This is a genomic window from Streptomyces sp. NPDC051452 (assembly GCF_044454765.1).
Classification (GTDB): domain Bacteria; phylum Actinomycetota; class Actinomycetes; order Streptomycetales; family Streptomycetaceae; genus Streptomyces.
Window position 1 is genome coordinate 20,700 of the sequence record NZ_JBITEB010000015.1, and the last position, 24,434, is coordinate 45,133.

The 24,434-nt window shown below is 72.9% G+C and carries 27 protein-coding genes and 1 pseudogene; 5 read left to right on the forward strand and 23 right to left on the reverse strand.

The window, feature by feature from the left end; all coding sequences use genetic code 11:
• Nucleotides 1-7 precede the first annotated feature (7 nt).
• The 15 genes from ACIBA9_RS28640 to rpmG all read right to left on the reverse strand — a co-directional run bounded on the left by ACIBA9_RS28640 (nt 8) and on the right by rpmG (nt 11,084).
• On the reverse strand, nt 8-973 hold the full coding sequence (locus tag ACIBA9_RS28640) for an LLM class oxidoreductase (RefSeq protein ID WP_399367415.1): 966 nt from the start codon (nt 971-973) through the stop codon (nt 8-10).
• A 251-nt stretch (nt 974-1,224) separates the two neighbouring features.
• Nucleotides 1,225-1,602 carry a DUF2267 domain-containing protein gene (locus tag ACIBA9_RS28645; protein ID WP_399367417.1) on the reverse strand — a complete coding sequence of 126 codons (378 nt, stop codon included), beginning with the start codon at nt 1,600-1,602 and terminating at the stop codon, nt 1,225-1,227.
• A 328-nt stretch (nt 1,603-1,930) separates the two neighbouring features.
• Nucleotides 1,931-2,266, reverse strand: a complete 336-nt coding sequence (locus ACIBA9_RS28650; protein ID WP_399367419.1) for an STAS domain-containing protein — start codon at nt 2,264-2,266, stop codon at nt 1,931-1,933.
• On the reverse strand, nt 2,263-3,627 hold the full coding sequence (locus ACIBA9_RS28655; protein WP_399367421.1) for a PP2C family protein-serine/threonine phosphatase: 1,365 nt from the start codon (nt 3,625-3,627) through the stop codon (nt 2,263-2,265). Before ACIBA9_RS28655 ends, ACIBA9_RS28650 begins: the two co-directional genes overlap by 4 nt.
• A complete protein-coding gene (locus ACIBA9_RS28660; protein ID WP_399367423.1) occupies nt 3,624-4,427 on the reverse strand; it encodes an alpha/beta fold hydrolase in 804 nt (267 codons plus the stop codon). Before ACIBA9_RS28660 ends, ACIBA9_RS28655 begins: the two co-directional genes overlap by 4 nt.
• Nucleotides 4,428-4,534: 107 nt before the next feature.
• Nucleotides 4,535-5,023: an MSMEG_6728 family protein gene (locus tag ACIBA9_RS28665; protein WP_362156161.1), complete on the reverse strand. Its 489-nt coding sequence runs from the start codon at nt 5,021-5,023 to the stop codon at nt 4,535-4,537.
• 31 nt (nt 5,024-5,054) lie between these two features.
• Nucleotides 5,055-5,288, reverse strand: coding sequence for a DUF2945 domain-containing protein (locus tag ACIBA9_RS28670; protein WP_362156158.1), 234 nt, complete (start codon nt 5,286-5,288; stop codon nt 5,055-5,057).
• A 50-nt stretch (nt 5,289-5,338) separates the two neighbouring features.
• Complete coding sequence (locus tag ACIBA9_RS28675) at nt 5,339-6,223, reverse strand: SDR family oxidoreductase (protein WP_399367425.1); 885 nt, start codon at nt 6,221-6,223, stop codon at nt 5,339-5,341.
• 148 nt (nt 6,224-6,371) lie between these two features.
• Nucleotides 6,372-6,824 carry a hypothetical protein gene (locus tag ACIBA9_RS28680; RefSeq protein WP_399367427.1) on the reverse strand — a complete coding sequence of 151 codons (453 nt, stop codon included), beginning with the start codon at nt 6,822-6,824 and terminating at the stop codon, nt 6,372-6,374.
• Entirely contained in the window at nt 6,817-8,553 is a 1,737-nt protein-coding gene (locus tag ACIBA9_RS28685; RefSeq protein ID WP_399367429.1) for a phytoene desaturase family protein, read from the reverse strand. The genes ACIBA9_RS28680 and ACIBA9_RS28685 overlap by 8 nt, the downstream gene beginning before the upstream one ends.
• Nucleotides 8,546-9,028 (reverse strand): SRPBCC family protein, encoded by a 483-nt coding sequence (locus ACIBA9_RS28690; RefSeq protein WP_399367431.1) that lies wholly within the window; start codon nt 9,026-9,028, stop codon nt 8,546-8,548. Before ACIBA9_RS28690 ends, ACIBA9_RS28685 begins: the two co-directional genes overlap by 8 nt.
• Nucleotides 9,029-9,215: 187 nt before the next feature.
• Nucleotides 9,216-10,184 carry an asparaginase gene (locus ACIBA9_RS28695; RefSeq protein WP_399367433.1) on the reverse strand — a complete coding sequence of 323 codons (969 nt, stop codon included), beginning with the start codon at nt 10,182-10,184 and terminating at the stop codon, nt 9,216-9,218.
• Nucleotides 10,185-10,427: 243 nt separating this feature from the next.
• Nucleotides 10,428-10,550 (reverse strand): type B 50S ribosomal protein L36, encoded by a 123-nt coding sequence (gene ykgO / locus ACIBA9_RS28700; RefSeq protein ID WP_037617513.1) that lies wholly within the window; start codon nt 10,548-10,550, stop codon nt 10,428-10,430.
• 40 nt (nt 10,551-10,590) lie between these two features.
• Nucleotides 10,591-10,851: a type B 50S ribosomal protein L31 gene (locus tag ACIBA9_RS28705; RefSeq protein WP_362156143.1), complete on the reverse strand. Its 261-nt coding sequence runs from the start codon at nt 10,849-10,851 to the stop codon at nt 10,591-10,593.
• A gap of 68 nt (nt 10,852-10,919) precedes the next feature.
• Complete coding sequence (gene rpmG / locus ACIBA9_RS28710; protein ID WP_362156140.1) at nt 10,920-11,084, reverse strand: 50S ribosomal protein L33; 165 nt, start codon at nt 11,082-11,084, stop codon at nt 10,920-10,922.
• Nucleotides 11,085-11,579: 495 nt separating this feature from the next.
• Between rpmG and ACIBA9_RS28715 the strand changes: the two genes are divergently transcribed.
• Together ACIBA9_RS28715 and ACIBA9_RS28720 are read left to right on the forward strand one after the other, a co-directional pair.
• A complete protein-coding gene (locus ACIBA9_RS28715) occupies nt 11,580-12,389 on the forward strand; it encodes an SGNH/GDSL hydrolase family protein (RefSeq protein ID WP_399367436.1) in 810 nt (269 codons plus the stop codon).
• Nucleotides 12,390-12,735: 346 nt separating this feature from the next.
• Nucleotides 12,736-14,397, forward strand: coding sequence for a sigma-70 family RNA polymerase sigma factor (locus ACIBA9_RS28720; RefSeq protein WP_399367438.1), 1,662 nt, complete (start codon nt 12,736-12,738; stop codon nt 14,395-14,397).
• 82 nt (nt 14,398-14,479) lie between these two features.
• On the opposite strand, the gene ACIBA9_RS28725 is transcribed toward ACIBA9_RS28720, so the two are convergent.
• The 6 genes and pseudogenes from ACIBA9_RS28725 to ACIBA9_RS28750 all read right to left on the reverse strand — a co-directional run bounded on the left by ACIBA9_RS28725 (nt 14,480) and on the right by ACIBA9_RS28750 (nt 18,418).
• On the reverse strand, nt 14,480-15,436 hold the full coding sequence (locus ACIBA9_RS28725; RefSeq protein WP_399367440.1) for a hypothetical protein: 957 nt from the start codon (nt 15,434-15,436) through the stop codon (nt 14,480-14,482).
• A 154-nt stretch (nt 15,437-15,590) separates the two neighbouring features.
• On the reverse strand, nt 15,591-16,478 hold the full coding sequence (locus ACIBA9_RS28730) for an alpha/beta fold hydrolase (RefSeq protein ID WP_399367726.1): 888 nt from the start codon (nt 16,476-16,478) through the stop codon (nt 15,591-15,593).
• Nucleotides 16,478-16,717, reverse strand: coding sequence for a TetR/AcrR family transcriptional regulator C-terminal domain-containing protein (locus tag ACIBA9_RS28735; RefSeq protein WP_399367728.1), 240 nt, complete (start codon nt 16,715-16,717; stop codon nt 16,478-16,480). The genes ACIBA9_RS28730 and ACIBA9_RS28735 overlap by 1 nt, the downstream gene beginning before the upstream one ends.
• 25 nt (nt 16,718-16,742) lie before the next feature.
• Nucleotides 16,743-17,222 (reverse strand): annotated as a pseudogene (locus ACIBA9_RS28740) (TetR/AcrR family transcriptional regulator); the annotation flags it as partial.
• A 147-nt stretch (nt 17,223-17,369) separates the two neighbouring features.
• Nucleotides 17,370-17,852: a DUF6174 domain-containing protein gene (locus ACIBA9_RS28745; RefSeq protein WP_399367442.1), complete on the reverse strand. Its 483-nt coding sequence runs from the start codon at nt 17,850-17,852 to the stop codon at nt 17,370-17,372.
• Between the two features lie 92 nt (nt 17,853-17,944).
• Nucleotides 17,945-18,418 carry a MarR family winged helix-turn-helix transcriptional regulator gene (locus tag ACIBA9_RS28750; protein WP_399367444.1) on the reverse strand — a complete coding sequence of 158 codons (474 nt, stop codon included), beginning with the start codon at nt 18,416-18,418 and terminating at the stop codon, nt 17,945-17,947.
• A 100-nt stretch (nt 18,419-18,518) separates the two neighbouring features.
• Here ACIBA9_RS28750 and ACIBA9_RS28755 point away from each other — a divergent pair, with 100 nt between their 5' ends.
• Both ACIBA9_RS28755 and ACIBA9_RS28760 read left to right on the forward strand, forming a co-directional pair.
• Nucleotides 18,519-19,367: an SDR family oxidoreductase gene (locus tag ACIBA9_RS28755; RefSeq protein ID WP_399367446.1), complete on the forward strand. Its 849-nt coding sequence runs from the start codon at nt 18,519-18,521 to the stop codon at nt 19,365-19,367.
• Between the two features lie 87 nt (nt 19,368-19,454).
• Nucleotides 19,455-20,207 (forward strand): SRPBCC family protein, encoded by a 753-nt coding sequence (locus tag ACIBA9_RS28760; RefSeq protein ID WP_399367448.1) that lies wholly within the window; start codon nt 19,455-19,457, stop codon nt 20,205-20,207.
• A gap of 519 nt (nt 20,208-20,726) precedes the next feature.
• On the opposite strand, the gene ACIBA9_RS28765 is transcribed toward ACIBA9_RS28760, so the two are convergent.
• Entirely contained in the window at nt 20,727-21,998 is a 1,272-nt protein-coding gene (locus tag ACIBA9_RS28765) for an FAD-dependent oxidoreductase (RefSeq protein WP_399367450.1), read from the reverse strand.
• A gap of 354 nt (nt 21,999-22,352) precedes the next feature.
• Between ACIBA9_RS28765 and ACIBA9_RS28770 the strand changes: the two genes are divergently transcribed.
• Nucleotides 22,353-23,453, forward strand: coding sequence for a PP2C family protein-serine/threonine phosphatase (locus tag ACIBA9_RS28770; protein WP_399367730.1), 1,101 nt, complete (start codon nt 22,353-22,355; stop codon nt 23,451-23,453).
• A gap of 133 nt (nt 23,454-23,586) precedes the next feature.
• On the opposite strand, the gene ACIBA9_RS28775 is transcribed toward ACIBA9_RS28770, so the two are convergent.
• The gene (locus ACIBA9_RS28775; protein WP_399367452.1) at nt 23,587-24,402 is read right to left on the reverse strand and encodes a maleylpyruvate isomerase family mycothiol-dependent enzyme; all 816 of its coding nucleotides are present in this window, start codon (nt 24,400-24,402) and stop codon (nt 23,587-23,589) included.
• Nucleotides 24,403-24,434: the final 32 nt, after the last annotated feature.

Sequence of the window (24,434 nt, forward strand, 5' to 3'; positions counted from 1 at the left end):
TCCTTCCTCAGGGCCCGGTCCGCTCCACGGTCCGCTCACCGCGCGCCACGGAGCGCCCGGGCGGGAAGTGCGGCAGCACGTGTTCGGCCAGTTCGTCGATCACGTCGGCGACCGGGCGGCGGCTGTGCTTGAAGTTGATCATCAGCTGGTCGATGCCGATGTCCTGCCATGCCCGCATCATCGCCAGGAACGACACCCGGCCCACCGAGAAGCCCTGGTGGATGCGCCGGGGCAGGGCCAGCGGGTCTTCGGTCAGGTCCAGATAGGTGGCCTGGGCATAGGGCTTGAACCCACCGCCGTCACCGCGGGTCAGCTCCCGCCACCGCTCGATGTTCTCGGCCTGCTGCTGGAGCGGCGGGGTGTAGTACAGCCAGCCGTCCGTGTTGTCGGCGATCCACCGGACGTCCTGCCTGCCCCGTCCCGTCATGAGTACGGGGATCCGCCGGTACACCGGCTTGGGCAGCAGATCGGTGCCGCGCATCCGGCCGAGCGGCGACTCCACGTGCGGGAAACGGTGCTCGAGGACGGCATGGAAGTACGCCAGCGACTGCCGGAACCTCTCGGCCCGGCCGTCCAGGTCCTGACCGAAGGCCGGAAACTCCAAGGGCCGGTCACCGGTGGCCACCCCAAGCAGGAGCCGCCCCCCTGACAGCTGGTCCACCGAGGCGGCCGCCTTGGCTGTGTGCAATGGGTGGCGCAGCGGCATGACGATGCTGGCGGTCCCCAGGGTGATCGAGGTGGTGCGGGCGCTGAGCTGCCCCAGGTACACCCACGGGTCGAAGACCTGCCCGGCGTCCCCGAAGCTCGGATCCAGCAGCGGCACGTCACGGACCCACACGGAGGCGAAGCCGGCCCGCTCGGCCTGCTGGATCCGCTCGATGTGCCCGGCCAGGGACGGTACGGGCCCGTCGAAGCCCTCCAGGGGCGTGATGGCGCCCACCGTCATCCTGCCGCCGGGATACGCTCTGGCCATGGCCGCGTGCTCGGAGAACGGCCGCTGGGCCCCGCCTTCGACGTCCACGGGTGCGCCAGCTGAGGGAACTGTCGGTTGTGCCATGCGATCCTCCGGCGATTTCATGCCGTGTCCGGGTCCGCATCGGACGCGTGCTGAGGTTGCGTAACCGGGGCCCCGTGCATCCTCTCGTCGACGCGGGGTCGGTAGTGCGGCCGGTGAACCGTCCACCCGGATCTGCCGGTCGGAGATGACCCTGGTAGTGGCTCCTTCTAGCCCGGGGCGCCGACGAGAGCCTCGAAGTCCTGGGGCAGCTGGGACATCACGTGGCGGAACTCTCCGTCACTGACCGCGTCCCTCAGGGTGCTGAGCTCGGCCCGTACGCCCTCGCGGGCCTCGTCCGGGCTCACCTCGGCTCGCCTGCTCACCCGGTTGATGAACTCGTCGAGTCCGAAGGGCTCGGCCTCCGGAGTGGGAGAGACCAGCGGTTCCTGCAGCGGCTTGGGCAGTTCGGACGCGAGATCCTCCGCCTCACCCCTGGTGAGCCGCTCGGCCAGGGTTTCCAGAGTGGCGCGGGTGAGGGGCTCCGCCTTCTCCGGGGGCACAGGGGCGCGCCGGGTGATGGTGTCGAGGAAGGTTTTATAGTCCATGAGCGGTCCTTCTCTGAAGCGCTGCAACTGCCTGGCGGTGGGGGTGGGGGGCCGAGTGAAGTAGGCCATTTCCATGCTCCGGATGGGAGCCACACCCTGCCTGCTCCCGGCGGGAGGAAAGGCAGCGGGCTCGATAGACCTCCGAGTACAAGTGCGGACGGCCGACCTCCGCCACCGCGAAGGCGACGGCCGAGCCCTGCACTGGGGCACTCACGGGGCGGTGCCAGACGCCGGCCTCGGTCCACTCGCCCAGGCGACGCCAACACGTCATGCCCGAGCCGAACCCAGATCCTGCGGGGTCGGCCGAGTCACCCCTCCAAGAGGGGTCCTAGGCGTCCGGGGCCTCGTCGCCGGGGTGGACGGTGAAGATCTGGTCGAGGCCGACGATGGACAGTACGCGCAGCAGCGCGGGCGGGACGGCGGTCAGAACGACGTCGGCGCCGGCGGCCTGGGCGTGCTGCCGGGCGGCCAGCAGCGCGGTGATGCCGGTGGAGTCGCAGAACTCCAGGCCGGCCAGATCGAGCGTCAGCCGCTGGCCGGGTGCCAGGTCCAGCAGTTGCGCCTGCCGGCGCAGGGCGGCGGCCTGGTCGTAGTCGAGTTCGCCGGCCACGTGCAGAACCGGTCCGGTGGCGGCGTCGCGGTGCGTGATGTTCAACGGGGTCATCGTGTGTGATTCGTTCCCGGGCGGATGGGGGCGGGCGTGGCGGGCACGCCCAGGGCGAGCAGGGCGGTGTCGTCGTCCAGGCCCTCGCCGAAACCGTCCAGCAGTCCGGTGAGCGCCTTGATCACCTCGCGGGGTGTCGCGGGTGCCCGGGCGGCGGCGAAGGCGAGCAGGGCCTCCTCGCCGTACAGGCTTTCCCGGGCGGGGCCCGTGCGGGCCTCGGTGAGCCCGTCGGTGTAGAGCAGGAGTGTGTCGCCGGGGGCCAGGGTGGTCCCGGCGGCGGTGAAGGGCGCGTCGGCCAGGACGCCGACGAGCAGTCCGCCGGGGGTGGTGAGGAAGTCGGCGCGGCCGTCGGCGCGCAGGATGAGAGCCGGGGGATGGCCACCGGACGCGAGACGCACCGTCGTACGTCCGTCGGGGCCGGGCTGCAGGATGCCGAAGACGCAGGTGCAGTACCGGGGATCGCCTCCGGCGGTGTACCGCTCGTGCAGGACGGCGTTCAGCGTGGTCAGCGCGGCGACGGGTTCGGGGTCGTGGTGGGCGGCGGCGCGCAGGGTGTAGCGGGTCAGCGAGGTGAGCGCGGCCGCCTGCGGGCCTTTGCCGCACACGTCGCCGAGGAAGAACGCCCAGGTGTTCGCGCCGACGGGGAACAGGTCGTAGAAGTCGCCTCCGAGCCGGTCCGGGGAAGCCGTGTGGTAGTGGACGGCCGCCTCCATCCCGGGCAGGTCCGGGAGGATGTCGGGGAGCAGGGACTTCTGCAGGACGGCGAGCGCGTCGGCGAGCCGCTTCCGGTCGGCCTCCGCCGTCCGGCGCGCCTCCTCGGCCGCGGCTCGCTCCCGTTCGGCCGCCGCCCGCTCCCGTTCGGCCTCGGCGCGGGCGCGTTCGGCCTGCTGACGGCGGCGCAGCAGTTCCATCTCGTAGGCGCGGCGGTCGGAGGCGTCCGACACCGTGGTCCGGATCAGCAGGGGCTGGCCCGCGCCGCCGTACTTGACCTGGGAGGAGAGCAGCACCGGCAGCCGTCCGCCCTCGGCGGTCCGCAGCTCCAGGGCGATGCCCCGCACCTCCCCTTGCATGCGCAGCAGCGGCGCGAAGTGGGTCTCGTGGTACAGCTTGCCGCCGACGGTCAGCAGGTCGGCGAAGCGCGTCCGTCCGACGACGCTCTCGCGTTCGAGGCCGAGCCAGTCCAGCAGCGTTTTGTTGATCTTGGCGATGGTGCCGTCCATCAGCGTGGAGAGGTAGCCGCAGGGAGCCGAGTCGTACAGGTCCTCGGCGCTGTCCTCCAGCATGGCGGTGAAGACTGCGTCCGTACCCGCCTCGTCACCGGTGCCGGTCGGCTCGGGGGTGCCGCCGGGACTGCTCATCATGACCGGTTCGCGAGGAAGTCCAGGATCTCCCGGGCCGTGGCCTCGGGAGCGCTCAGCTGGGGGCAGTGCCCGGTGGCGTCGAGGGTGACCAGACGGGAGTCGGGCACCGCGGCGTGCACGAAGGCGCCGACCTCACGAGGGGCGATGACGTCCTGGGCGCACTCCAGGATCAGCGTCGGCACGGCGACGCTCTTCAGATCGTCCCGGCTGTCGGTCAGGAAGGTGGTGCGGGCGAAGACGCGGGCGATGTCCGGGTCGGTGGCGCAGAAGCTGTTGGTGAGTTCCTGCCCCAGCTCGGGCCGGTCGGGGTTGCCCATGATGACCGGGGCCATCACGGAGGACCAGCCGAGGTAGTTCGACTCCAGCGAGGCCAGCAGTTCGTCGACGTCCTCCGCGCTGAAACCGCCGCGGTAGCCGTCGTCGTCGATGTAGCGGGGCGAGGGGCCCACCATCACCAGGGCGCCGATCCGCTCCGGCACGGCCCGCGCCGCCAGCACCCCGACCATGGCGCTGACCGAGTGCCCGACGAAGACCGCCCGTTCGAGGTCCAACTCCTCGCACACCTCGGCCGCGTCCCGGGCGTAGCCCTCCAGCGACGAGTACCGCTCCCTGCTCCAGGCCGACAGGTCCGAGCCGCCGGAGCCGACGTAGTCGAACAGCACGACGCGATGGCGCTCGGCCAACGCCGGCACGATCAGGCGCCACATGTTCTGGTCGCACCCGAACCCGTGCGCGAGCACCACCGCCGGGGCGTCCGCGGGGCCTGTGAGGGTGACGTTGTTCCGGCGCCGGATATCCATGACCGCCATGGTGCCATCGAGCGCGGGTCGGCCGGACACCGATCTCGATCATCGTCCTCGGGGCACGGCCGTTCCCCTCACGCCCGGGACGTCGTCGTCGCCTCCGCTCATGGTCCGGCGGACACGCCGTCGCTCTCCCGGTCCGAGCGCGGCCAGACGTAGGGCAGGTCGTCGGGCACACCGGGGAACTCGTCGCCGTAGGCGTCACGGTCCTTGCGGACGAGCGCCGACTGGTGGCTGCGGTGGAACGCCTCGTCACCGAGCCAGGGCGGCAGTTCCCCGGCCGCCGAGAGGGCCGGCTGGTCCCGGACCGGGGCCCCGGGGCGGCAGCCGGCGTAACCGGCGACCAGGGACGCCGCGCAGCTGTCCTGACGGCCCTGCTCCCGCCAGACCCGGCAGATCTCCAGGCCGTAGCGCACGAGGGCCTCCTCGTAACCGCGCCACATGCGTACGGCGGGATGGTGGCGCCAGCCGTAACCGGGGACGGTCAGACCGCGCAGGACCTGCAACGCCTCGACGCGTTGTTTTCCCAGGCGCCGGCGATCCAGGAGGAGGGCGCTGCGGCGGAAGTCGGGATCGGGCAGGAAGGTCTGCATGGTCGCGTTCCTCGGGTGGCGTGCCCCGTGTTCACTTCTTGCGCAGGGCGGACGGCTTGTGGACGGCCGTCCTGCCGGACTTGGCGCTGCGGACCTCGTACTGCGGCTCCTCGGGAGAGGCGTCCACCGTGCGGCCTGCGGCCTCCGTCCGGCGGGTGATCTTGCGCTCGACCTCTCCCTCGGTGGTCGATCCGTGGCTCTTCCAGGCCACCTCGTCGCCCTTCGCCAGCTTCTCGTCGGAGCTCTTGCGCTTCTTGTCGGCCATGGCTGTGTTCCTTTCGCGGATGCCGGCCGGCGGGATCCGGCCGGCGGGCCTCAGCTGTCGCCTCCCGTCGCCGCGCGGTCGGCCTCGCCCCCGGCGCCGAGCAGCCCAGTGGAGACGAGGGGTTCCTCGGCCTCCATCCGGCGCAGATCACGGCGTGAGACGCGCAGCACGACCGGGGGCAGAGCCGCGCGGACGGGCTGGACCAGCCGCAGCCAGGGCGGCGCGTAGACGGCCGTGCGGCGCCGCTCGACGCCGTCCACGAGCCGGGCGGCGACCGTGTCCGGCCGCGCCACCCGGCGGGCGGGCGCGGGCATGCCGGCGCGCAGTTCGCGCAGTACCGCGTGCCGGTCGGCGTCGCGCACCATGTCGGTGTCGGTCCAGTTGAGGTAGCCGATGCCCACGGCGACGCCTCGGTGGGCCACTTCGGCACGCAGGGAGTGCGCGAAGGCCTCCGCACCGGCCTTGGAGGCGCAGTAGGCGCTCATCAGGGGCGCTGCGCCGAGGGAGGCGAGGGAGGCGATCTGCAGGTAGTAGCCCGCCGTCGCGTACAGATCGGGCAGGAAGACCCGTGCCGTCAGGGCGCTGCCGGTGACGTTCACGTCGATCACCCGCCGCCAGTCGGCCGGGGCGGTGGCGTCGAGGGGGCCGCCCAGCGCCAGGCCCGCGTTGGCGATCACCACGGACGGGCTGCCGAGCCGTCGGCGCACCTCGTGCGCCGCCGCCCGCAGGGCCGGCAGGTCGGTCACGTCGACCTCGACGGCCAGGGCCGGCGTGGGCATCCGGGCGGCGGCGTCCTCCAGCAGGTCCTTCTCGTGGCCGAGCAGCGCCGGTCTGGCACCTCGCCGGGCGACCTCCCGGGCGAGCGCGGCGCCCAGCCCGCGGGCGGCACCGGTCACCACGACCGTACGGTTCCTCAAGGGGCTGCTGCCGGTCACGGGTGCGCCCTTTCTGCTCTTGCCCGCCGTTCCCGCCGCGGGACGGGGGTCTGGCCCGCCGTTCCCGCTGCGGGGCGTGAGCCGGGAGCGGCGAGTCGGGAGCCGGAGGCCGCCGATCCGGCGTGGCGCGCCCGCCACCCGGGGGTGGTCAGTCCTCCGTGGCGGGTGGGCGGGCGGTGTGGTCGGGGTGGGCGGCGGTGCGGCGGGCCTCCTTCATCTCCGCCTCGTAGAGGTGGCCCCGGCCCTGGGCGAGCGCGTCCACCACGCCACGCTCCAGCTCCTGGAACGGCCGGTAGTAGGTGTCGTCGTAGGCCTCGACGATCTGGAACGTCCAGTGGCCCGGGATGACGTTGCGGCCGAGGATCTCGCGCTCCACCTCGTCCGCCCACCGGGCGTGCCCGGCCTCGCGCAGGAGCCGCACCGTGCGATCCAGCTCCAGGTCGGCGCCGCCGGTGAGCTGGTGGAAGCTGTAGAGGTGCCCGCGGGCGCGTTCGGTGGTCTCCAGTGCCTTCGACAGCGACCCGAGGGCTTCGACGGTCTTGTCGTCGACACCGGGTGGGCGCCGGTGCCGGTGGTCGGGACCGTCCTGGTACTCACTCATGCCGCTCTCCGCTGTAGGCCCGGATGCCGGCCTTCGCGGGCCGGTGGACGTCGTCCGTACCCTTCTGTTCCCCGGAGGCAGGGCGCCCGGATGCGGCGTCGCCCGAACGGGTGACCTTGCGGCCGGTGCGGTCCCTGCGCGTCAGCAGGCGCTGGGCGCGGGCCAGCGCGGGCGCCCGGTGCGCGCGCAGTGCGGCGCGGGCGGCATTGGCCCCGGGGCCGCCGTGCACGCCACCGCCGGGGTGCGCCCCGGCGGAGGCGAGGAAGAGGCCGGCGACGGGGGTCTCCGGGCGCCCGGTGCCGGGTACCGGCCGGAAGACGAGCTGCTGGTGGATGTTGGTCGTGCCCCCGTTGATGGCACCCTCCAGGAGGTTCGCGTCCAGTGCCTGGAGGGTGGGCGGGGCGAGCACGCGGCGGGCGCGGACCCGGTCGCGGAAGCCCGGCGCGAACCGCTCGACCTGCCGCTCCACCCGGTCGGCCATGCGTTCCTGGTCCGCCGGGCCCCAGTCGCCGGTGATGCCCTCGTCGCCCGCGTCTCCCCGGATCTCACGCGGCACGTGTGTGTACGCCCAGGCCGACTCGGTGCCCCTGGGCGAGCGCGTGGGGTCCGAGGTGGTCATCTGCCCGAACAGCGCGAAGGGACGGTCGGGCACCTGGCGCATGGCGATCTGCGCGGCGAACCGGGTGAGCTCGTCCACGCCGTCGGCCAGGTGTACGGTGCCGGCCGTGCGGGCGGCCTCGGCCCGCCAGGGCACCGGGCCGTCGAGCGCCCAGTCGACCTTGAAGGTGGCGAAGTCCCACTGGAAACGCCGCAGGTCGTCCAGCAGCTGCGCGGGCAGGTGCTCGGCGCCGACGAGTTCGCGGTAGAGGGCGGGCACGGCCACGTCGGCCAGCACGGCCCGCGCCGCCGGAACCGTCTCCCCGCCGGCGGTCCGTACGCCCACGGCCCGCCCGTCGCGTACGGCGATCCGCTCCACCCGCTCGCCGCAGCGCAGCTCTCCGCCATGCGCCCGCAGGCGCCGTACCAGTGCCTCGGTCAGCGCGCCGGAGCCGCCGACGGGCACGGGGAAGCCGTACGTCTGTCCCAGCATCGACATCAGCCAGCCGAAGCCTCCGCTGCCCGCCGCCTCGGGGGCGAGGTCCGCGTGCAGGGCGTTGCCGGCCAGCAGCAGCCGGCCGCCCTCGCCGCGGAACTCCTCCTCCCCCATCCGGCGCACCGGAAGGATCAGGGTCCGTGCGGTCCGCAGACCGCCCGCGGCCCGCAGTGTCCGGGCCAGCCGGGCGGTGGCCCGGACCGGCGGGAAGGGGGTGAACAGGGCGTCGAGCAGATCCGGGCGCAGGGTCTGCCACAGGGCGAACAGGCGCCGCCAGGCCGCCCCGTCGCCGGGTGCGAACTCCTCCAGGGACGCGGCGGTGGCGTCGATACGCCGGTCCAGCACGGCGCACCGTCCGTCGCTCAGCGGATGCGCCAGCACCTGCGGGGCGTGGCTCCAGGCCAGCCCGTGGTCCCCCAGACGGAGGGCGGAGAGCACCGGGGAAGCGGCGGCCAGGGGGTAGAACGAGCTGAAGAGGTCGCTGACGAAGTCGGGGTCCACCCCCTGGTCGTGGCGGACGGCGCCCCCCGGTTCGGGCTGTTCCTCCAGCACCTGGACGCTCCATCCCGCGTCGGCGAGGATGTTGGCGGCGACCAGCCCGTTGGGTCCCGCGCCGATCACCACGGCGTCAGGCATGACCGGCCGCCTCCTCGCCTCGCGGCTGCCGGGCCCTGTCGCGCTCACCGTCCTCGCATAGCCTGGCGAGCCGGGCGAGCATGGTGCGGTGGCGCAGCTGGATCAGCACCTCGAATCCGCTGTTGTGCAGGGTGCCCCCGGCACCCTGGAGCGGGTGTTCGTCGACGATGACGAGACAGTGCCGGCCCCACTCCCGCAGCTCGATCGCGATACGGGCGGTGCCGAGGAATCCCGCGCGTGCCTCCAGTTCGAGGACGGACTTCTCCCGGCAACGCCGTACGACCGTCTCGTTTCCGAGGCTGAAGGGGCCCAGCCGGATCTCGTAGCCGATGGACGACCCCTCCTGCGGCCACTGGCCGCGCTTGGGCTCGGAGGACGCGGTTCCCACCACCCAGTCCCCGTAACGGGTGCCGTCGGCGAGGACGTCCCACACCACGTCGGGACTGGCTTTGATCAGTCGATGACGTACGGCCACCCGTACCTCCCGGTTGGTCGATCGGACGCGGAGCCCACGACGAGTGCCCTGGTCGCGGCGGCCCAACCATCCGGCACGCCCCGCCCGCGGCGGGTGCCGGGCGGGGCTGCGCGGCGGTGGGCGGCACGGTGGCGCACGGTGGCCGATCAGGACCGTGCGCGGCCGCAGGACTTCTCGTCCCGCCACCTCAGAACGCCGCCCGGACCTCCCCCACTTCCCGTCCCCCGCCCAGCAACGGCACGCGACCGACCCGGGTCACCACGGGTGCCGTCACTCCCATCAGACCGAGCGCGCGTGCCACCACGGGCCGCAGGGCTCGCGCGACACCGTCGTCGACCTTGAGGGCCAGGGCACGGCCGTCGGGCAGGGCGAGGGCCTGGACGGCTTCGGCGCCCACCTTCGACAGGACACCGGGCAGCTCGCGCATCAGCCAGGTGTCGTGGCGGCGGGTGCCCGCGACGTACTCGGGGTGGGCGCGCATGGCGTCGGCGACCCGTCGCTCGGGGGTGCCGGGCCCGGCCAGGACGAAACGGCGGAAGGCACGGGCGAGTCCGGTGAGGCTAATGGCCATCAGCGGCGCCCCGCATCCGTCCGTCCCGACGGCGGCCACCGGCTCGTCCGCCGCCGACTCCACCTCCTCGCGGACGAGTCGCTGGAGCGGATGGTCCGGATCGAGGTACGTCTCCAGCGGCCAGCCACGCGACGCGGCGGCCGCCAGCATCGCCGTGTGCTTGCCGGAGCAGTTCATGACCACCCGGTCGCGTCGGCCGCCCGCCGCCACATAGGCCTCCAGCTCCTCCTCGTCCAGTGGGAAGGCGGGCGGGCACCGCAAGTGCCGTGCGCTCAGCCCGTGCTCGGCGAGCATGGTGCGCACAAGGTCGCGATGGAACTCCTCGCCGGAGTGGCTTCCGGCCGCGAGGGCCAGTCGTCGCCCCTCCAACGAGCCGCCGGCCCGCAGCACTGCGGCCGCCTGCATGGGCTTGTTGGCGGAGCGCGGGAAGACGGGGCGCGTCGCGTCGCCGAGCGCCAGTTCCACCGAGCCGTCGGCGGCGAGCAACACCAGACTGCCGCGGTGCCGTCCCTCGACGAACCCCGAACGGACGACCTCGGCGAGAACCGGGCCGGCTTCGGCTTCGGCTTCGAGCGGTTGCGGCATCGGCGGTGACCTCCGAACGAGTCGCCGCCACCGTACTGCGCGCCCCCACCGGAGCCGACAGTCCCTTCCCGGACAAGCCGGAGAAGGGGGCGAGGGAGCGAGGGAGCGAGGACCGGCTACCGGCCGATACGTTCCGTCATGCTCCTTGACGGGTGTCGACGGGTGCGAGCTTCGCGGTGACATGGCCGGGCCCGGCACCGCATGGCGCGGGACCGGGCCGGGACGTCTCCCCGCCGTCGTGTCTCAGCCCTGGCGGGCCTTGAGGCGGGGGTTCTTCTTGTTCACGACGAAGACCACGCCGCGGCGGCGCACCACCTGGGCGCCGGGCTTGGACTTCAGCGAACGCAGGGACTTGCGCACCTTCATGGCCGGGTTCTCCTCGCGGTCGGAGTGGGGAAGGCCGCCGTCAGTGGCGGGACACGGCCGGGCGGCCGTAGCGGCGCTCGAAGCGCTCCACACGGCCGGCGGTGTCCATCACCCTCGCGGTGCCGGTGTAGAAGGGGTGGCTGGCCGAGGAGATCTCGACGTCGATCAGCGGGTAGGTGTTCCCGTCCTCCCACTCGATCGACTGCGCTGCCGTCGCCGTCGAACGGGTCAGGAAGAGGGCGTCGGCCGCGCGGTCGCGGAAGACGACCGGCCGGGACTCGGGGTGGATACCGGACCTCATGGGTGTGCCTCCTTGCTCGTGGTGCTCTCGGACGGCGTGCGTGGTGCTCTCGGACGTCGGCCGCTGGGTCAGCGTTCCTCGCGGAAGGTGACGTGCCTGCCGACCACCGGGTCGTACTTGCGGAGCACGAGCCGGTCCGGATCGCTCAGACGGTTCTTTCGCGTCACGTAGGTGACGCCGGTTCCCGCCGTCGACTTCAGCCTGACGACGGGACGCACGGTCTCGCGTGCCATGAGGTTTCTCCCTTCACACACCCAGACTTGCCGTGGGCATGTCACTTCTGTCCAACACCGCGGAAGTCCGCGCTATTCCCGATTCCGCCGCACCCGGCCCGCCACGGGCGGCCGACCCGGCCGCTCCGCCAGGGGCCGTTGCCCCTTGTCGCGGCTCCCGTACGGCGACGCGGGCTATAACCAGCCGAGCCCCTCACGCATTCCCGCCCTCGAACCGGGAGGGAGCGCCGAGGTGTGGCGCGGTCCGGACGCGCGCTTCGAGCGGCTCGAAGCCTGCCCCGGGGGCGCCTCGCGGTACCGCCGTACGGGTGACGGCTCACCGGGTGAACTCCACCGAGGGACGGACCTGGCCTGCCACCCGTCAGCCCGGGCCGGCACCCTCGCCGACAGGCGGGCGCGCCGGTAGCGGCAGCGGTCGGGCGGGTTGTCAACGCGGCCGAGCGCGGCCGACGGGCGCGGCGGGCGGGAGCGGGGAGGCACCGCTATAGCAGAGGTATGAGACGGTCCCGAATAGTGTCGTGCGCGTCCGCCTTCCTGGTCGCGGTCGCAGCCAGTGCGTTCACCGGCCCCGCCACGGCGCCCGCGGCGCCGAGAGCAACCGCGCTGGACTACGTGGCCCTCGGCGACTCCTACTCGGCCGGTGTGGGTGCCGGTGACTACGTCACCTCCGACGCCGCCTGTTTCCGCAGCAGCCGGGCGTACCCCGTGCTGTGGGCCGCGACCCACGCCTCCTCGTTCAGCTTCACCGCGTGCAACGGCGCCCGGACCACCGATGTCCTGGCCGAGCAGCTGGGACCCCTCGACGCCCGTACCGACCTGGTCAGCATCAGCGTCGGGGGCAGTGACTCGGGATACGGCCGCGTCATGGCGACCTGCGTGCTGCCCGGCACCTCCGCCTGTCTGTCAGCGGTCACCCGTGCGCGCTCCTACATGGACGGGGTCCTCCCGGCCAACCTGGACCGGCTCTACTCGGCCATCAGGGCGAAGGCTCCCGGCGCCCATGTCGTGGTGCTCGGCTATCCGCACTTCTACCAGGTGCGGGGCACCTGCCAGGGCGGCCTGCACAGCGAGGAGAGATCCGCGCTCAACGCGGCCGTGGACCACCTCAACGGCGTGATCGCCGGGCGCGCCACCGCGCACGGCTTCACCTTCGCCGACGTCCGGACCGTCTTCACCGGCCACGAGATCTGCTCGTCCAGCCCTTGGCTGCGCAGCGTGGAGTGGCTGAACCTCACCGAGTCCTACCACCCCACGGCCTCCGGACAGGCCCTGGGCTACCTCCCCCTCCTCACCAGCGCGGCCTGACACCGCGTACCAGCGCGGGGGCCCGGGGTTGAATCGCCGGGGCGCCGCCGCGACCGCGGCGCCCGGGCCGCCCCCGGTCCACCGAGGAGTTCGGCACGCGAGGCCGACGAGGGCAGGTCCGTCACCCGGCGGCATCGCGCCTGACGGGGCGCTGCCCGGTGCCTGACGAGACGCTGCCCGGAGTCCGAGGGGGCGTCCCACTGTGATCCCTTTCATTGCGGTCGTCGCCCGGTGCGACGACCCTCTCGTAGAACACGCCTCCGAATAACTGTTATTCGGGGCGCGCCGAGCGGTCTCCCAGGTGTCGGACAGCACCGTCCGGCATCGAGGACAGGGACGCTTTCTGATGAGCACACAGCACACGGTGGACACGACGGCACTGGTGACCGCCGCCCGAGCAGGCGATGCCGCGGCTCAGGACGCACTGGTCGGCGCCTATCTGCCGTTGGTCTACAACGTCGTGGGCCGCGCGTTGAACGGCTCGGTCGATGTCGACGACGTGGTGCAGGAGACCATGCTCCGCGCTCTGGACGGGCTGGGTGAACTGCGTGCTCCGGAGAGCTTCCGCTCCTGGATCGTGGCGATCGCGATGAACCAGGTCCGCACGCACTGGCAGGCCCGGCAGTCCGTGCCGGGCGGTGTGGAGGAGGCCGAGGAACTCGCGGACCCCGGCGCCGACTTCGTGGACCTGACGATGGTGCGGTTGCAGTTGTCCGGTCAGCGCCTGGAGACCGCGCGGGCCACACGCTGGCTGGAGCCCGAGGACCGTGGGCTGTTGTCGCTGTGGTGGCTGGAGTGCGCCGGCGAGCTGACCCGCGGCGAGGTGGCGGCCGCCCTGGAGCTCTCGCCGCAGCACACCGCGGTCCGGGTGCAGCGCATGAAGGCACAACTGGAGGCGGCGCGCGTGGTGGTGCGGGCGCTGGAGGCGCAGCCGCCGTGCGAGGAACTGCGGGGTGTGCTGGCCTCTTGGGACGGCCGGCCCTCCGCGTTGTGGCGCAAGCGAATAGCCCGGCACGCCCGTGGCTGCGTGCGGTGTTCCGGTCTGTGGAGCGGGTTGATGCCCGCGGAGGGACTGTTGGCCGGTCTCGCGCTGGTCGCTGTCTCCCCCGCCCTGCTCGCGAAGTGGGGTCCCCTGGCGGACCGGATGGACCTGGCCGGCTCGGCGTCCGCGGCCGGCCCGTCCGCCGGGTCCGCCGGCACCGGTCCGGCGGGCGGGAACCGAGCGGTTCTCGGTCAGAGGGGTTCCCGGGGCGCGGCGCGCCGGCGCCGGCGCATCCGTCGCCGGGCGGTGGGCGGCGCGGTGGTGGCGGCCTGTGTGGCGTGCGGCGGCCTCTGGTACTTCGGGACCGACGACGGTGCGGGCGGCGACGCCACGATCACCGCGCGCGCCACCGGTGCTCCCGCCGTGGACCTCTCCGCGCCCAGTGCGTCCGAGTCCTCTTCCTCTCCGTCGGCCGGTACGGCGTCACCCAAGCCGACCTCGTCGCCGAGCAAGAAGGCGAGCAAGAAGGCGAGCAGCCCCGCGAAGACACCGCGCCCGGCGAAAAAGACCGCCGCCTCTCCCACGCGGACCCCGCACCCCTCCCGGCCCGCGTCCCCGCCCGCGCCGTCGGATCCGGTTCCCTCGGGCACCGTGGCCCAGGTGATCGCGCTGGTGAACAAGGAGCGTGCGACGGCGGGTTGCGGACCGGTCACCGAGGACGCGCAGCTGGACAGGGCCGCGCAGGGCCACTCCGACGACATGGCCGCCCGGAACTTCTTCGACCACACCAACCCGGACGGGGCCGACCCCGGACAGCGCATCACCGCCGCGGGCTACCGCTGGTCGACGTACGGGGAGAACATCGCCGAGGGGCAGCAGACCCCGCAGGCCGTGATGGACTCGTGGATGAACAGCCCCGGCCACCGCGCCAACATCCTCAACTGCTCCTTCAAGAACCTCGGCGTCGGTGTGCACAAGGGCGGCGGCGGCCCGTGGTGGACTCAGGACTTCGGGTCCAGGCTCTGACCCTTCCCGGCCGGTCGGCCGGCCGGCCGCGCGTCGCCTTCAGTGCCGTGACCGGGGCGGCCCGGCGATCGCCGGAAGGCGGTCACTGGCCCGCCATCGCTCTGCGCTGCCCCTGGTCGAACTCGGTCACGGGATCTCCACCGGCGCGCCAGGGCCACTCGGTGACGGTGCCGCCCAGCGCCTCGAACACCGGTCGTGCCTCGCGGCGCCGGTCGGCGGCCAGCAGCGCGTAGGCGAGCAGGTTGAGGTCGGCGAGTGCCCTGGCGTGCTGGAGGAATCCCGGTTGCGCCCAGGTGTGGGCGACGCGGTCGAGCGCCTGGGCGGCCATCGTCTGGGACCAGTGGTTGCGCGCCACCAGTGCCTCGAAGCCACCCCGGTCGAGGACCGCCTGGTATTGGACGACCTGTGCGGTGAGTTCGGTCGCGGCGCAGGGCGCGTTCGCCGGCATGCGTGCGCCCAGCGCGTCCACGAAGTCCAGGACCTGCATCCGTGAGCCCGCCTCGTCCGGCGAGAGGTAGCCCAGCATGTTCAGATAGGCCTCCCGGTTCCAGCGGTCACGGGCGAGCACCTCGTTCCACACCCCGAACGCCTGGGACTGCTCCCAGCGTTCCAGGCGGGCCACGCCCAGCAGGATCACCCATGGGGTGGGGTCCTGCGGGAGGATCTCCGCGGCCCGCAGACAGCTCTCGACGACGGCGTCCGCGCTCTCCAGCCGACCCTGGGAGCGTCCGACCGCGAGCTGCGTCCACGAGTGCAGGAGAAGCGCGTTCGCGTTGCGCGGCTCGCGCGCGGTCCAGGACCGCGCGAGGTGGGACGCGGCGAGGTAGTCCGCCAGCACGGAGATGCGGTGACCCTTGCGGTCCCAGTCGCCCTCCTCCTGGTCGAGGAGTCGGGAGATCTGGGCCACGCACAGGTCCGTCGTCGCGATCGTGCCCGTCCTGGTGGTGGCCAGCAGCGACTTCAGGAGTCTGCCGAGCTCCTGATCGTCGAGTTCCGGGGCAAGTCGCGCTTTTTTGCGGCGGCTCGAAAGAAATGCCATGCCGGGAGGCTAGATCGGACCTGGATTCGCACAAGGGATGAGTCAAGATCGTTACTGGTTACACGACTCAGCTGCGATTACCCGCCCGTATGGCGAGACGGGCGTACGGCAGGCGGCCGGATCAGGAGGCCGTTCACGGCACCGCGGCGGCGGCTCAGACGGTGCCGAGGAAACGCGCGAGGTGCGCGGCGACCTCGTCCGGGGCCTCGATCTGGGGATAGTGCCCGACGGCGGGCGGGTCCGCGAGTTCGACCACGGTCGCGGACGGCACGCGTCGCCGGATCCGCGCCAGCACATGGGCGCCGCTGATCGGATCGGCCGGCCCCCAGAGGAACAGTGTGGGACCGCCGTAGCCTTCCAGCGCGGGAATCCAGCGCTCCTGGTGCGTGCGCCGCTCGTCGATGTAGCGCAGCAGCCGGGGAGCCAGCAGACGGCCGCCGTCATGGCACACGTTCTCCCACATCTCGTGCAGGTCGCCGTCGGGGACGGATCTGCCCAGGATTCGGCGCATCGTCGCGCGGAAGCCGCGTTCGGTGACGGCATGCGTGAGCAGCGGGCCGAGCGGCCCGTGCAGCAGGCGCTGGACCCGGACAGGCCGGTGCAGGTCGGGGTAGAGGCCTCCGTTGAGCCAGACCATGCGGGTGATCCGCGCGGGATCGCGGGCGAGCAGCTCCTGTGCCACGCTCACGCCGTAGTCGTGGGCGACCAGCGCGGTGTCGCCGACGCCGAGGACGCGCCAGACGTCCTCCACCAGATCGGCCTGCTCCAGCACCGAGTAGGCGTGCCGGCGCGGTTTGTCGCTGTGTCCGAAGCCGAGCAGGTCGAAGGTCGTGACCCGGTGCCCCCGCGCCGCCAGCCGGGGCACGGTCGGCGACCAGTCGTGGGAGGAGGTGGGAAAACCGTGCACCAGCGTCACCGGTGGACCGTCGGCGGGGCCGTCCTGGCGGACGAAGAGCCTGTGCGGGCCGGTGCGCCCCCGCACGGTGATCCTGTTTCCCCCCTCGGCCCATCGCGCGCCGGTGGGCATGGCGGTCCGTGGCATCAGCGAGCCTTCCGTGTTTCGGCGATGCCGTCCAGCAGGCACCGCAGGCCGAAAGCGAACTCCTCGTCGGCGTCCACCGCGCCGAGCAGCGCGGAGTGGGTGGTGACCAGCGGATGCGCCCCGGGCGGCAGCGAGGCGAACAGGCCGGTCACGGCGGTACGTTCGCCCGGCGTGCGGACCGCTCCCCCGGCGTCCAGGAGCACCGCGCCGACCACGTGGTGGGTGACCGTGAGGTGGATCCGTACCGCGTTCCCGGGCGGACCAGCCCACCCCGGTCAGCAGCCCGAGTCCGCGTTCCCGGGCGCGCATGGCGTGGGGGCCAAGCAGCTGCCCGCGGGCCGGCAGGGGCACCAGCGCGCGGTGCGCCAACAGCACACGGCGGTACTCCCGTGCCCCCGCCTCGGTGCCGACGCGCCAGTCCTCGCCGGGCGTGGGCAGGGAGATCTCTCCCAGCACGTGGTCGACGAGTTCCACGAGCAGTGCCCCGCGGCTCGGGACGTGCCGGTACAGCGAGGTGTGCCGTAGGCCCGTCCGGTCGGCCACGGCTCGCATCGTCAGGGCGTCCAGGCCCTGTTCGTCGGCGATCCGGAGCGAGGCGTCCATGATGGGGTCGAGGGTGATGCCGCCGGGCCGGGAACGCCGGTGCACCCGGGCGGCGTGGCGCCCGCTCCACCAGGCGGCCGTGCCGACCTCGGCGCCGTGCTCGTCCGACGGCTCGTGCCGGGTGGTGGCGGGCTGGTTCATGGGTGGGCTCACCGTTCGGCGGGGCGGGGGCGTGGAGCGGTGGCGGGCCGGAGGCGCGACGGTCGACGGGATGGCCTCGGGTGGCGTGAACGCCGCGTCCACCGGCCGCACTTTATGCGTCCGGCCGACACGTCACAAGACGCGGGATCACCGCTCCTCGTAGCCGCTGATGACATACAGGGCCTCGTCGTCGACGGTGTTCGCGTCCCAGTCCAGCTTGATCAGCGTGGGGTGCCCGTCGGCCGCGTACTCGGCTCGCGCCGTGTGCGCGTCGGCACCGCGAGCGTGTTCCAGCTTCGCCAACAGCTGTCCGAGCGTGGGCACTTCGACGTGCCCCTCCCGCACCTGCCGTCGGCTGTCCGCGTCGAGCCCGGCCACCTTCGTCGCCGTACCGCCGCGGACCTCGACCCGGAAGGTTCCCGCCAGGACCTGGGTGGTCGAGGTCAGGGTGTAGGCGTAGGAGTCGGGCTCCCGCCAGCGGCTCGAGCCTTCACTCCGGGCGCCGTGGCGCCCCTGGGCGGCTTTGGACGACGTGGAACCTTCGGCGTCACACGCGGTGGCAAGCCACAGCAGGGCTCCGGCCAGCGCGGCAGCGGACAGGGTGCGGATCCGGTAATGCCCGGCGGTCATGGTGCTCCCCCTCGCGATCGGTCCCTCCCGTGACGCCGGGGAGCCGGTGAAGGTTCACCCGGCGAAGGACCAACCGGCACCGGGTCAGGGGGCTAGGCGTCCTTGTCGGCCTTGAGTTTCCGCCAGACCCTGCCGAGTGCCCGCAGGTCGTCCTCGTCGAGGAGGTCCGTGAAGACGGGGGCGAGACAGGCCCGGCGGGTGGCGTCGGCCGCCTCGAAGAGCCGGTGGCCGTCGGGGGTGAGCGAGACCTCGACGGAGCGGGCGTCGCGCGGTGAGGGGGTGCGGGTGACCAGGCCGCGGCTCTGGAGGGCGTCGACGACACGCGAGACCTGGCTCCGGCTGAGCATGGTGCTGTTGCCCAGGACGGAGGCCGGGACCGGGTCGGGGCTGGCGGCCAGCCAGAGCAGCACCTCGAACCAGGAGACCGGCAGGTCGTGTGCCTTGATCAGGGCCCGGTCCACGCGGTCCGTCAGGACGGTGCCCGCCCAGACCAGCCCGTAGAAGGCGTAGTCGGCGGCCGGCATCTCCGCCTGGGTGAGCTTCTTCTTCGGCACGTCGTTCGGCATGCCACCAGATTAGCGGTTGTGTGCACACGCACGGAAAGTCGAGTATGGTGTGTGTACACGCACTCAAATGCGTCGACCTCCGCCACCGAAAGGCCTCCTCATGTCCTCCCAGTCCCCCAAGGTCGTCCTGATCACCGGCACCTCCTCCGGTATCGGCCTCGCCGCCGCCGTCTCCGCCGCGCGCGCCGGCTGGACGACGGTGGCCACCCTGCGTGACCCGAGCCGCTCCGACGCCCTGCGCAAGGCAGCCGACGAGGCGGGGGTGGAACTCGACATCCGCCGGCTCGACGTCACCGACGAGGCCTCGATCACCGCCGCGATCGACGGCGTCATCGCCGACCACGGGCGCCTGGACGCCGTGGTCAACAACGCGGGCGCCGGGCACCTCGGCACCCTGGAGAACGAGTCCGTGGCCGAGGTCCGCAAGGTCATGGAGGTCAACTTCTTCGGCGTGCTCAACGTCTCGAAGGCCGCCATGCCCCATCTGCGCGCGTCCGGCGGCCGGCTGATCACCGTGACCAGCGTCGGCGGTGTGATCGGACAGCCGTTCAACGAGGCTTACTGCGCGGCCAAGTTCGCCGTCGAGGGGTACATGGAGAGCCTGGCCCCGGTGGCCGCGGCGCACGGCATGTCCGTCTGCGTGATCGAGCCGGGCGCCGTGGCCACCGAGTTCGTGGCCAACGCCGGCGTCGACCTGGAGGGGGCGGCCGCCGCTGCCGGGGTGTACGGGCCCCAGCTGGACACCTATCTCAACCGCACCGTCGGACAGTTCCTCGACGGCGCCCAGTCCGCCGAGGGAGCCGCCGAGTCGGTGCTGGAGGCGCTGACCGCGGCCGAGCCCGCCTTCCGGCTCCAGACCTCCGACTGGGCCCGCGACTTCGTCGGCACCAAGCTCACCGACCTGGACGGCTCCGCGGTCCTCGGCATGACCAACGGCTGGGTCGCCTGACCTGCCCCCACCCGCCGAGGGGCCACTCGTGCCGCTACGGCGCCCGGCCTTCGGTGCCGTGCGGGTTCGGCGGATAGGGTCGGTGTCGTGAGTGCGACATCGAAGCCCGGACAGGGGGGCCCGACCCCCGAGACTGCGGCCACCGCGGCCTTCCTCGAGGGCCAGGAGATCACGACGACGGGTTGCGGACGCTGCGGCACCGAGATCTCCGGCGTGAACGGCCGGTACGCGTGCGGCGTGTGCGGGTGGGTGAACTCGTGGACCGAGGGCCATTCCCCACTGCCCACCGCGGAAGACGACGTCACCGGCCATGGTCTGACCACACCGTCCGGGAATCGCGCCATGGGCAGGACCGACCGCGCCGGCCGGGTGATCGCGGCACCACCGGCCACCGTCTACGGCGCTCTCCTCGACCGCGAGTCCGTCGAGGCCTGGCTGCCGCCTGACGGCATGCGTGGGCGGATCGAGCGGTGGGACCCCCGGCCCGGGGGCGGGTTCCGGATGGTCCTCACCTATCTCGACCCCACGGGCGACCCCGGCAAGACATCGACCGCGACGGATGTCGTCGACGTCGCCTTCACCGCCCTGGTTCCGGCCGAACGCGTCGTACAGCGGGCGGTGTTCGAGGCCGACGACCCCGCGTACGCGGGCGTCATGACGATGACCTGGCAGCTCACGGCCACCACGGCGGGGACCGAGGTGTCCGTCACGGCCACCGACGTGCCCCCCGGCATCGACCAGACGGCCCACGAGGCCGGGATCGCCTCCTCACTTGCGAACCTGGCGTCGCACGTCGAAACGGCCGGCCGACGGGGTGCGGACGGCGGCGGACCCCGCTGAACGCGAAGGTGCGAGTAGCGACGGGCAGGCCGCGTCCGGCCGTCGCCGCCGTGACCCGCACGTGCGGGTCCTGACCCCGGCCGGGCGCGGAAAGGGCGTACCGGTCCGACGGCTACGGTCGGGGCGGGGCGGCCGTGGTGCTGCCGCGCACGAGGCGGCAGCCTTTCCGGACGGGCGTCGAAGGCCCGTGCGGCGCCGGCAGGCTGCCAGGTTCGGCGACAGGGAGCGCTGTTTCCGCTTCGCGGGCAAGGGGTGCTCTCGATCCCCACGGAACCAGACGCGGCCGTCCTCCAGCGGCCGACGCGAGCGATCCGACGTGGCCGCGTTCGTCCGTGCGGGGGTGAACGCTCCTGTGCGGGAGATCGCCGCCGAGTCCGGCCTCGGCATGACCGGAGCAGGCGCCGACGTCCGCCGCCGGCCACACCCGTGCGGACGTACTGGCCCGGCAACCTGTGCGTCGGCAACCTGTGCGTCGGCGTCGGCACCTTCCCCGACTACCGGGCCCGCCGGACGATCGGCCTACTGCTCGCCGGCCTCGCGCGGCCCTGGACGGATTCCCTGGCGGACCGCGGCCTCGGGGGGCCGTTCCCGTCGGGCGCCGTAGGCGATGAAGTACGCGGGCAGACGGCGCGTCCAGCGTGCGCCCCCGGCCAGGCGTGCGACACGTCCGGCGCCCCGTAGGCCACCGAGGGGCGGGCGGCCCTGGAGGACGGGCGCGATCAGGCGGGCGTGGGCCATCCGCTGGAGTGTCTGCGTGGCGACCGTCGTCGGGCCGCGACGCCGCTGGACACCGCGCACGTCCCGCAGGCGCACGGTCCCGACGCGCAGCGGCTCGGTCAGCCGGCGGGCGGCGGCCACGGCGTCCTGGACCGCCAGGTTGATGCCGATGCCGAACACCGGTGACATGGCGTGTGCCGCGTCGCCGATGCACAACAGGCCGGGACGGTGCCAGCGGCGCAGCCGGTCCAGGCGTACGTCGAGGAGTTTGACGTCGTCCCAGGAGTCCAGGGCGTCGGCGCGGTCGGCCATCCAGGGGACGGCGGTGGTGAAGTCGGCCAGGAAGCGGTCGAGGCCCGCGGCGCGGCGCCGATGGTCGGTGCCCTTGGGGATGAGGGCGGCACACTGCCAGTAGTCGCCGCGGTCGATCATGGCGGTCAGGAACCGGTCGCCGGCGCTGCCGAACAGGCCGCGCGGGTCGTCCTCCCGGCGGGGCAGACGGAACCACCAGGCGTCCATCGGGCAGGCGAAGTCGCGCAGCCCCAGTTCCGGCCGGGAGCGGGCCAGTGATCCGCGGCCGTCACAGGCGACGGTCAGCAGGGCGCGCAGCTCGCCGGTACGGCCGTCGGAGGTGCGGTAGCGCACACCGGTCACGCGGCCGGACTCCACCAGCAGGGACGTCGCCTCGGTGTTCATCCGCAGCTGGAAGCACGGCTCGCGCCGGGCCTCGTCCGCGAGCAGTTCCAGCAGGTCCCACTGGGGCACCATCGCCACGTAGTTGTAAGGGCCGTCGAGCACCGAGAGGTCCGCGACCGTGATCGTCGAGCGGCCGGCCCCCACAGGCATCTGCACGGTGTCCACCCGGCGTTGCGGCAGCCGGGCGAAGCGCTCGGCGAGGCCCAGGTCGTCCAGCAGTGCGAGGGTGGAGGGATGGACGGTGTCGCCGCGGAAGTCCCGCAGGAAGTCGGCGTGCTTCTCCAGCACCGTCACCTGGACGCCGGCCCTGGCCAGCAGCAGGGCGAGCACCATGCCCGCCGGGCCGCCACCCACCACACAGCACGTGGTCCGTTCCATCGCGGTCCCGCCCTTCCGAGGAGGAGAGGGGTGGGTGTGGCCACCCCTCTAATTCATCGACCGATGAATAGTCTACGCGCGTGCCCGGACAGGCGGCGTAACATGCCGCTGAGTGGAGCAATCGCCGGTGTGCCGCGTCGGGGCACAGCAGGCTGGAGATCTTGTCGGGGCCGTTTGACAGGAGTCCGGTGTGCGAAGGCCGCGTAAGCCCAACCGTCAGGCGTGGTGCCCCTCTGTCCGCGGGGCCTCGCGGGTCGCGGCACGCGGGCGCGCCGGGTGAGGCATCCGCGTACCGGACGGCGGCCAGCGATCGGCACGGCCGGCCGGATCGGACTGCCCGCGCCCCCGGGCTGGATGCGCTGGCTGCCGGTCCTGTACGTCGTGGTTCTCCTCCTGATCGAACCCCTGACGCCCGCGGACTGGCCGGTGAGCTTCGCGCTGATCGCCGTACCGCTGCTGGCCGCCTTCACCCAGGGGCCCGTCATGGTCGCCGCGACGACGATGTTCGCGGTGCTCTTCGAAGGCGTGCTGGCCGGCACTCCCTGCTGCGCGGGCCGGTCCGTCGGCTATCTCTGGGACCGGCACTACGTGGCCTCGTACATCTGCACCGCTCTGGTGGGCGCTCTCGGCACGGTCCTGGCGGCGCACCGGATCCGCCGTGAGCGCACACTCGCCGACGTGCGCTTCGTGGCCGAGATCGCTCAGCGTGTGCTGCTCCGGCCGGTCCCCCACCGGATCGGCAACCTGCTCCTGGAGAGCCTCTACCTCTCCGCCGCCGCCGAGGCGCGCATCGGCGGCGATCTCTACGAGGCCGTCCCCACCACCCACGGAGTGCGGCTGCTCATCGGTGACGTGCGCGGCAAGGGCCTGCTCGCGGTCGAGACAGCCGCCGCCCTGCTCGGCGCCTTCCGCGAGGTCGCGCACGACGAACCCGACCTGGCCGCGCTGGCCGGGCGTGTGGAGAAGAGCATGAACCGCAGGGCGGCACAGCTCGGCGGGGGCGAGACGGACGAGCGCTTCGTCACCGCCGTCTTCGCCGAGATCCCCACGGACGGACAGCTCGTCCGCATCGTCAACTGCGGCCACCCTCCCCCGGTGCTCATGCGCCCCGGCGAGGTCAGCGAGCTGGACCGCGGGCGCTCGGCGCCGCCGCTCAACCTCGGCATGCTGGTCGACGAGCCCTACCGGGTCGACGTGTACCCGTTCGGTCCCGGCGACCAGCTCCTGCTGTACACGGACGGCATCACCGAGACCCGGAATCCGTCCGGTGCCTTCTACCCGCTCCTGGAGCGGCTGCGTTCCTGGGGGTCGATGCCGCCCCACGACCTGCTGGAGCGGCTCCACGACGACCTGCTGGACTACAGCCGCGACCGTCTGCAGGACGACACCGCGGCGCTCGCCGTCTGCATGCCCGCCGAGGATCCCGCGGCGGGACACGCGTCCTCCGCCGGATGAGCGGCCCGTCCGGGCGGGTGCCCCCGCGCCCTGCGGTCCGGGAAGGGCCGGGAGCGCCTGACAGGCGGCAGGGCCGGGAGGCGCGGGAGGACGGGAGGGGTCGGCGGGCCGGGGTGGTGTCAGCCCGGTGGTGTCAGAAGGCCGTTCGGGCGCGCCAGCGGTCGAGGAGCGCGGTCGACCCCGAGACGTCGTAGGCGGGCTCCTCGTGGGAGCGACGGCCGTAGAGCAGCAGCAGGAGGTCCTCGGCGCGTCCTCGTACCACCACCGTGGGTGGCGCGGCCTCCGGGCCCGCGCCGCTCTCGCGCGGCAGGAGACGGAAGCCGTCCGGGTCCAGTCGTACCCGCCACTCCTCGTCGGCCTCGCCACCGAAGTCCGTGCACCCGAAGGCGATGGTCTCGCCCTCTCCGCGCAGCTCGGTCACCCCGGGGGCGAAGAGACCCGCGTAGGGCAGGTTGACGAGGAACTCGTCGATGCCGTCCGCCGCCAGGACGGGGTCGATGTGCGGCTCCCGGCCGACGGCGCGCTCGGCGTCCATCCGGTGCACCAGTGTCTCGAAGAGCATCCGGCGGGCCCAGAACCGCGCGTGCTGGTCCTCGCCCCACGCCCACATCGGCGCCAGGGGCTCGGTGGCCCGCAGCACGGCCGCCACCTCGGGGACTCCCGCCGCCACCCAGTCGGCGTGCTCCCGCGGATCGTCCGGAAGCCCCAGCTCCACCTCGCGGCTGCGCGGCGGCTCCTGCACCAGCCCGGTCAGCAGGGTGGCGAACCAGCGCTGCAGGGCTCCCACGTGCCGGGTGAGGTCACCCAGGGTCCAGTCCGGGCATCCGGGCACCGCGCCTTCGGGGTCGGCTCCCCTGACCGCCTCGGCGAAACGCAGGGTCTCCCGTGCGATCGCCTCGCGGTAGGTGTCGTAGGGCAGGGGGTGGCCCGCCCCGCTTGTCGCTGCCATCAGCTGCCGCCGTTCTGTCCTGGGCGTGTGTG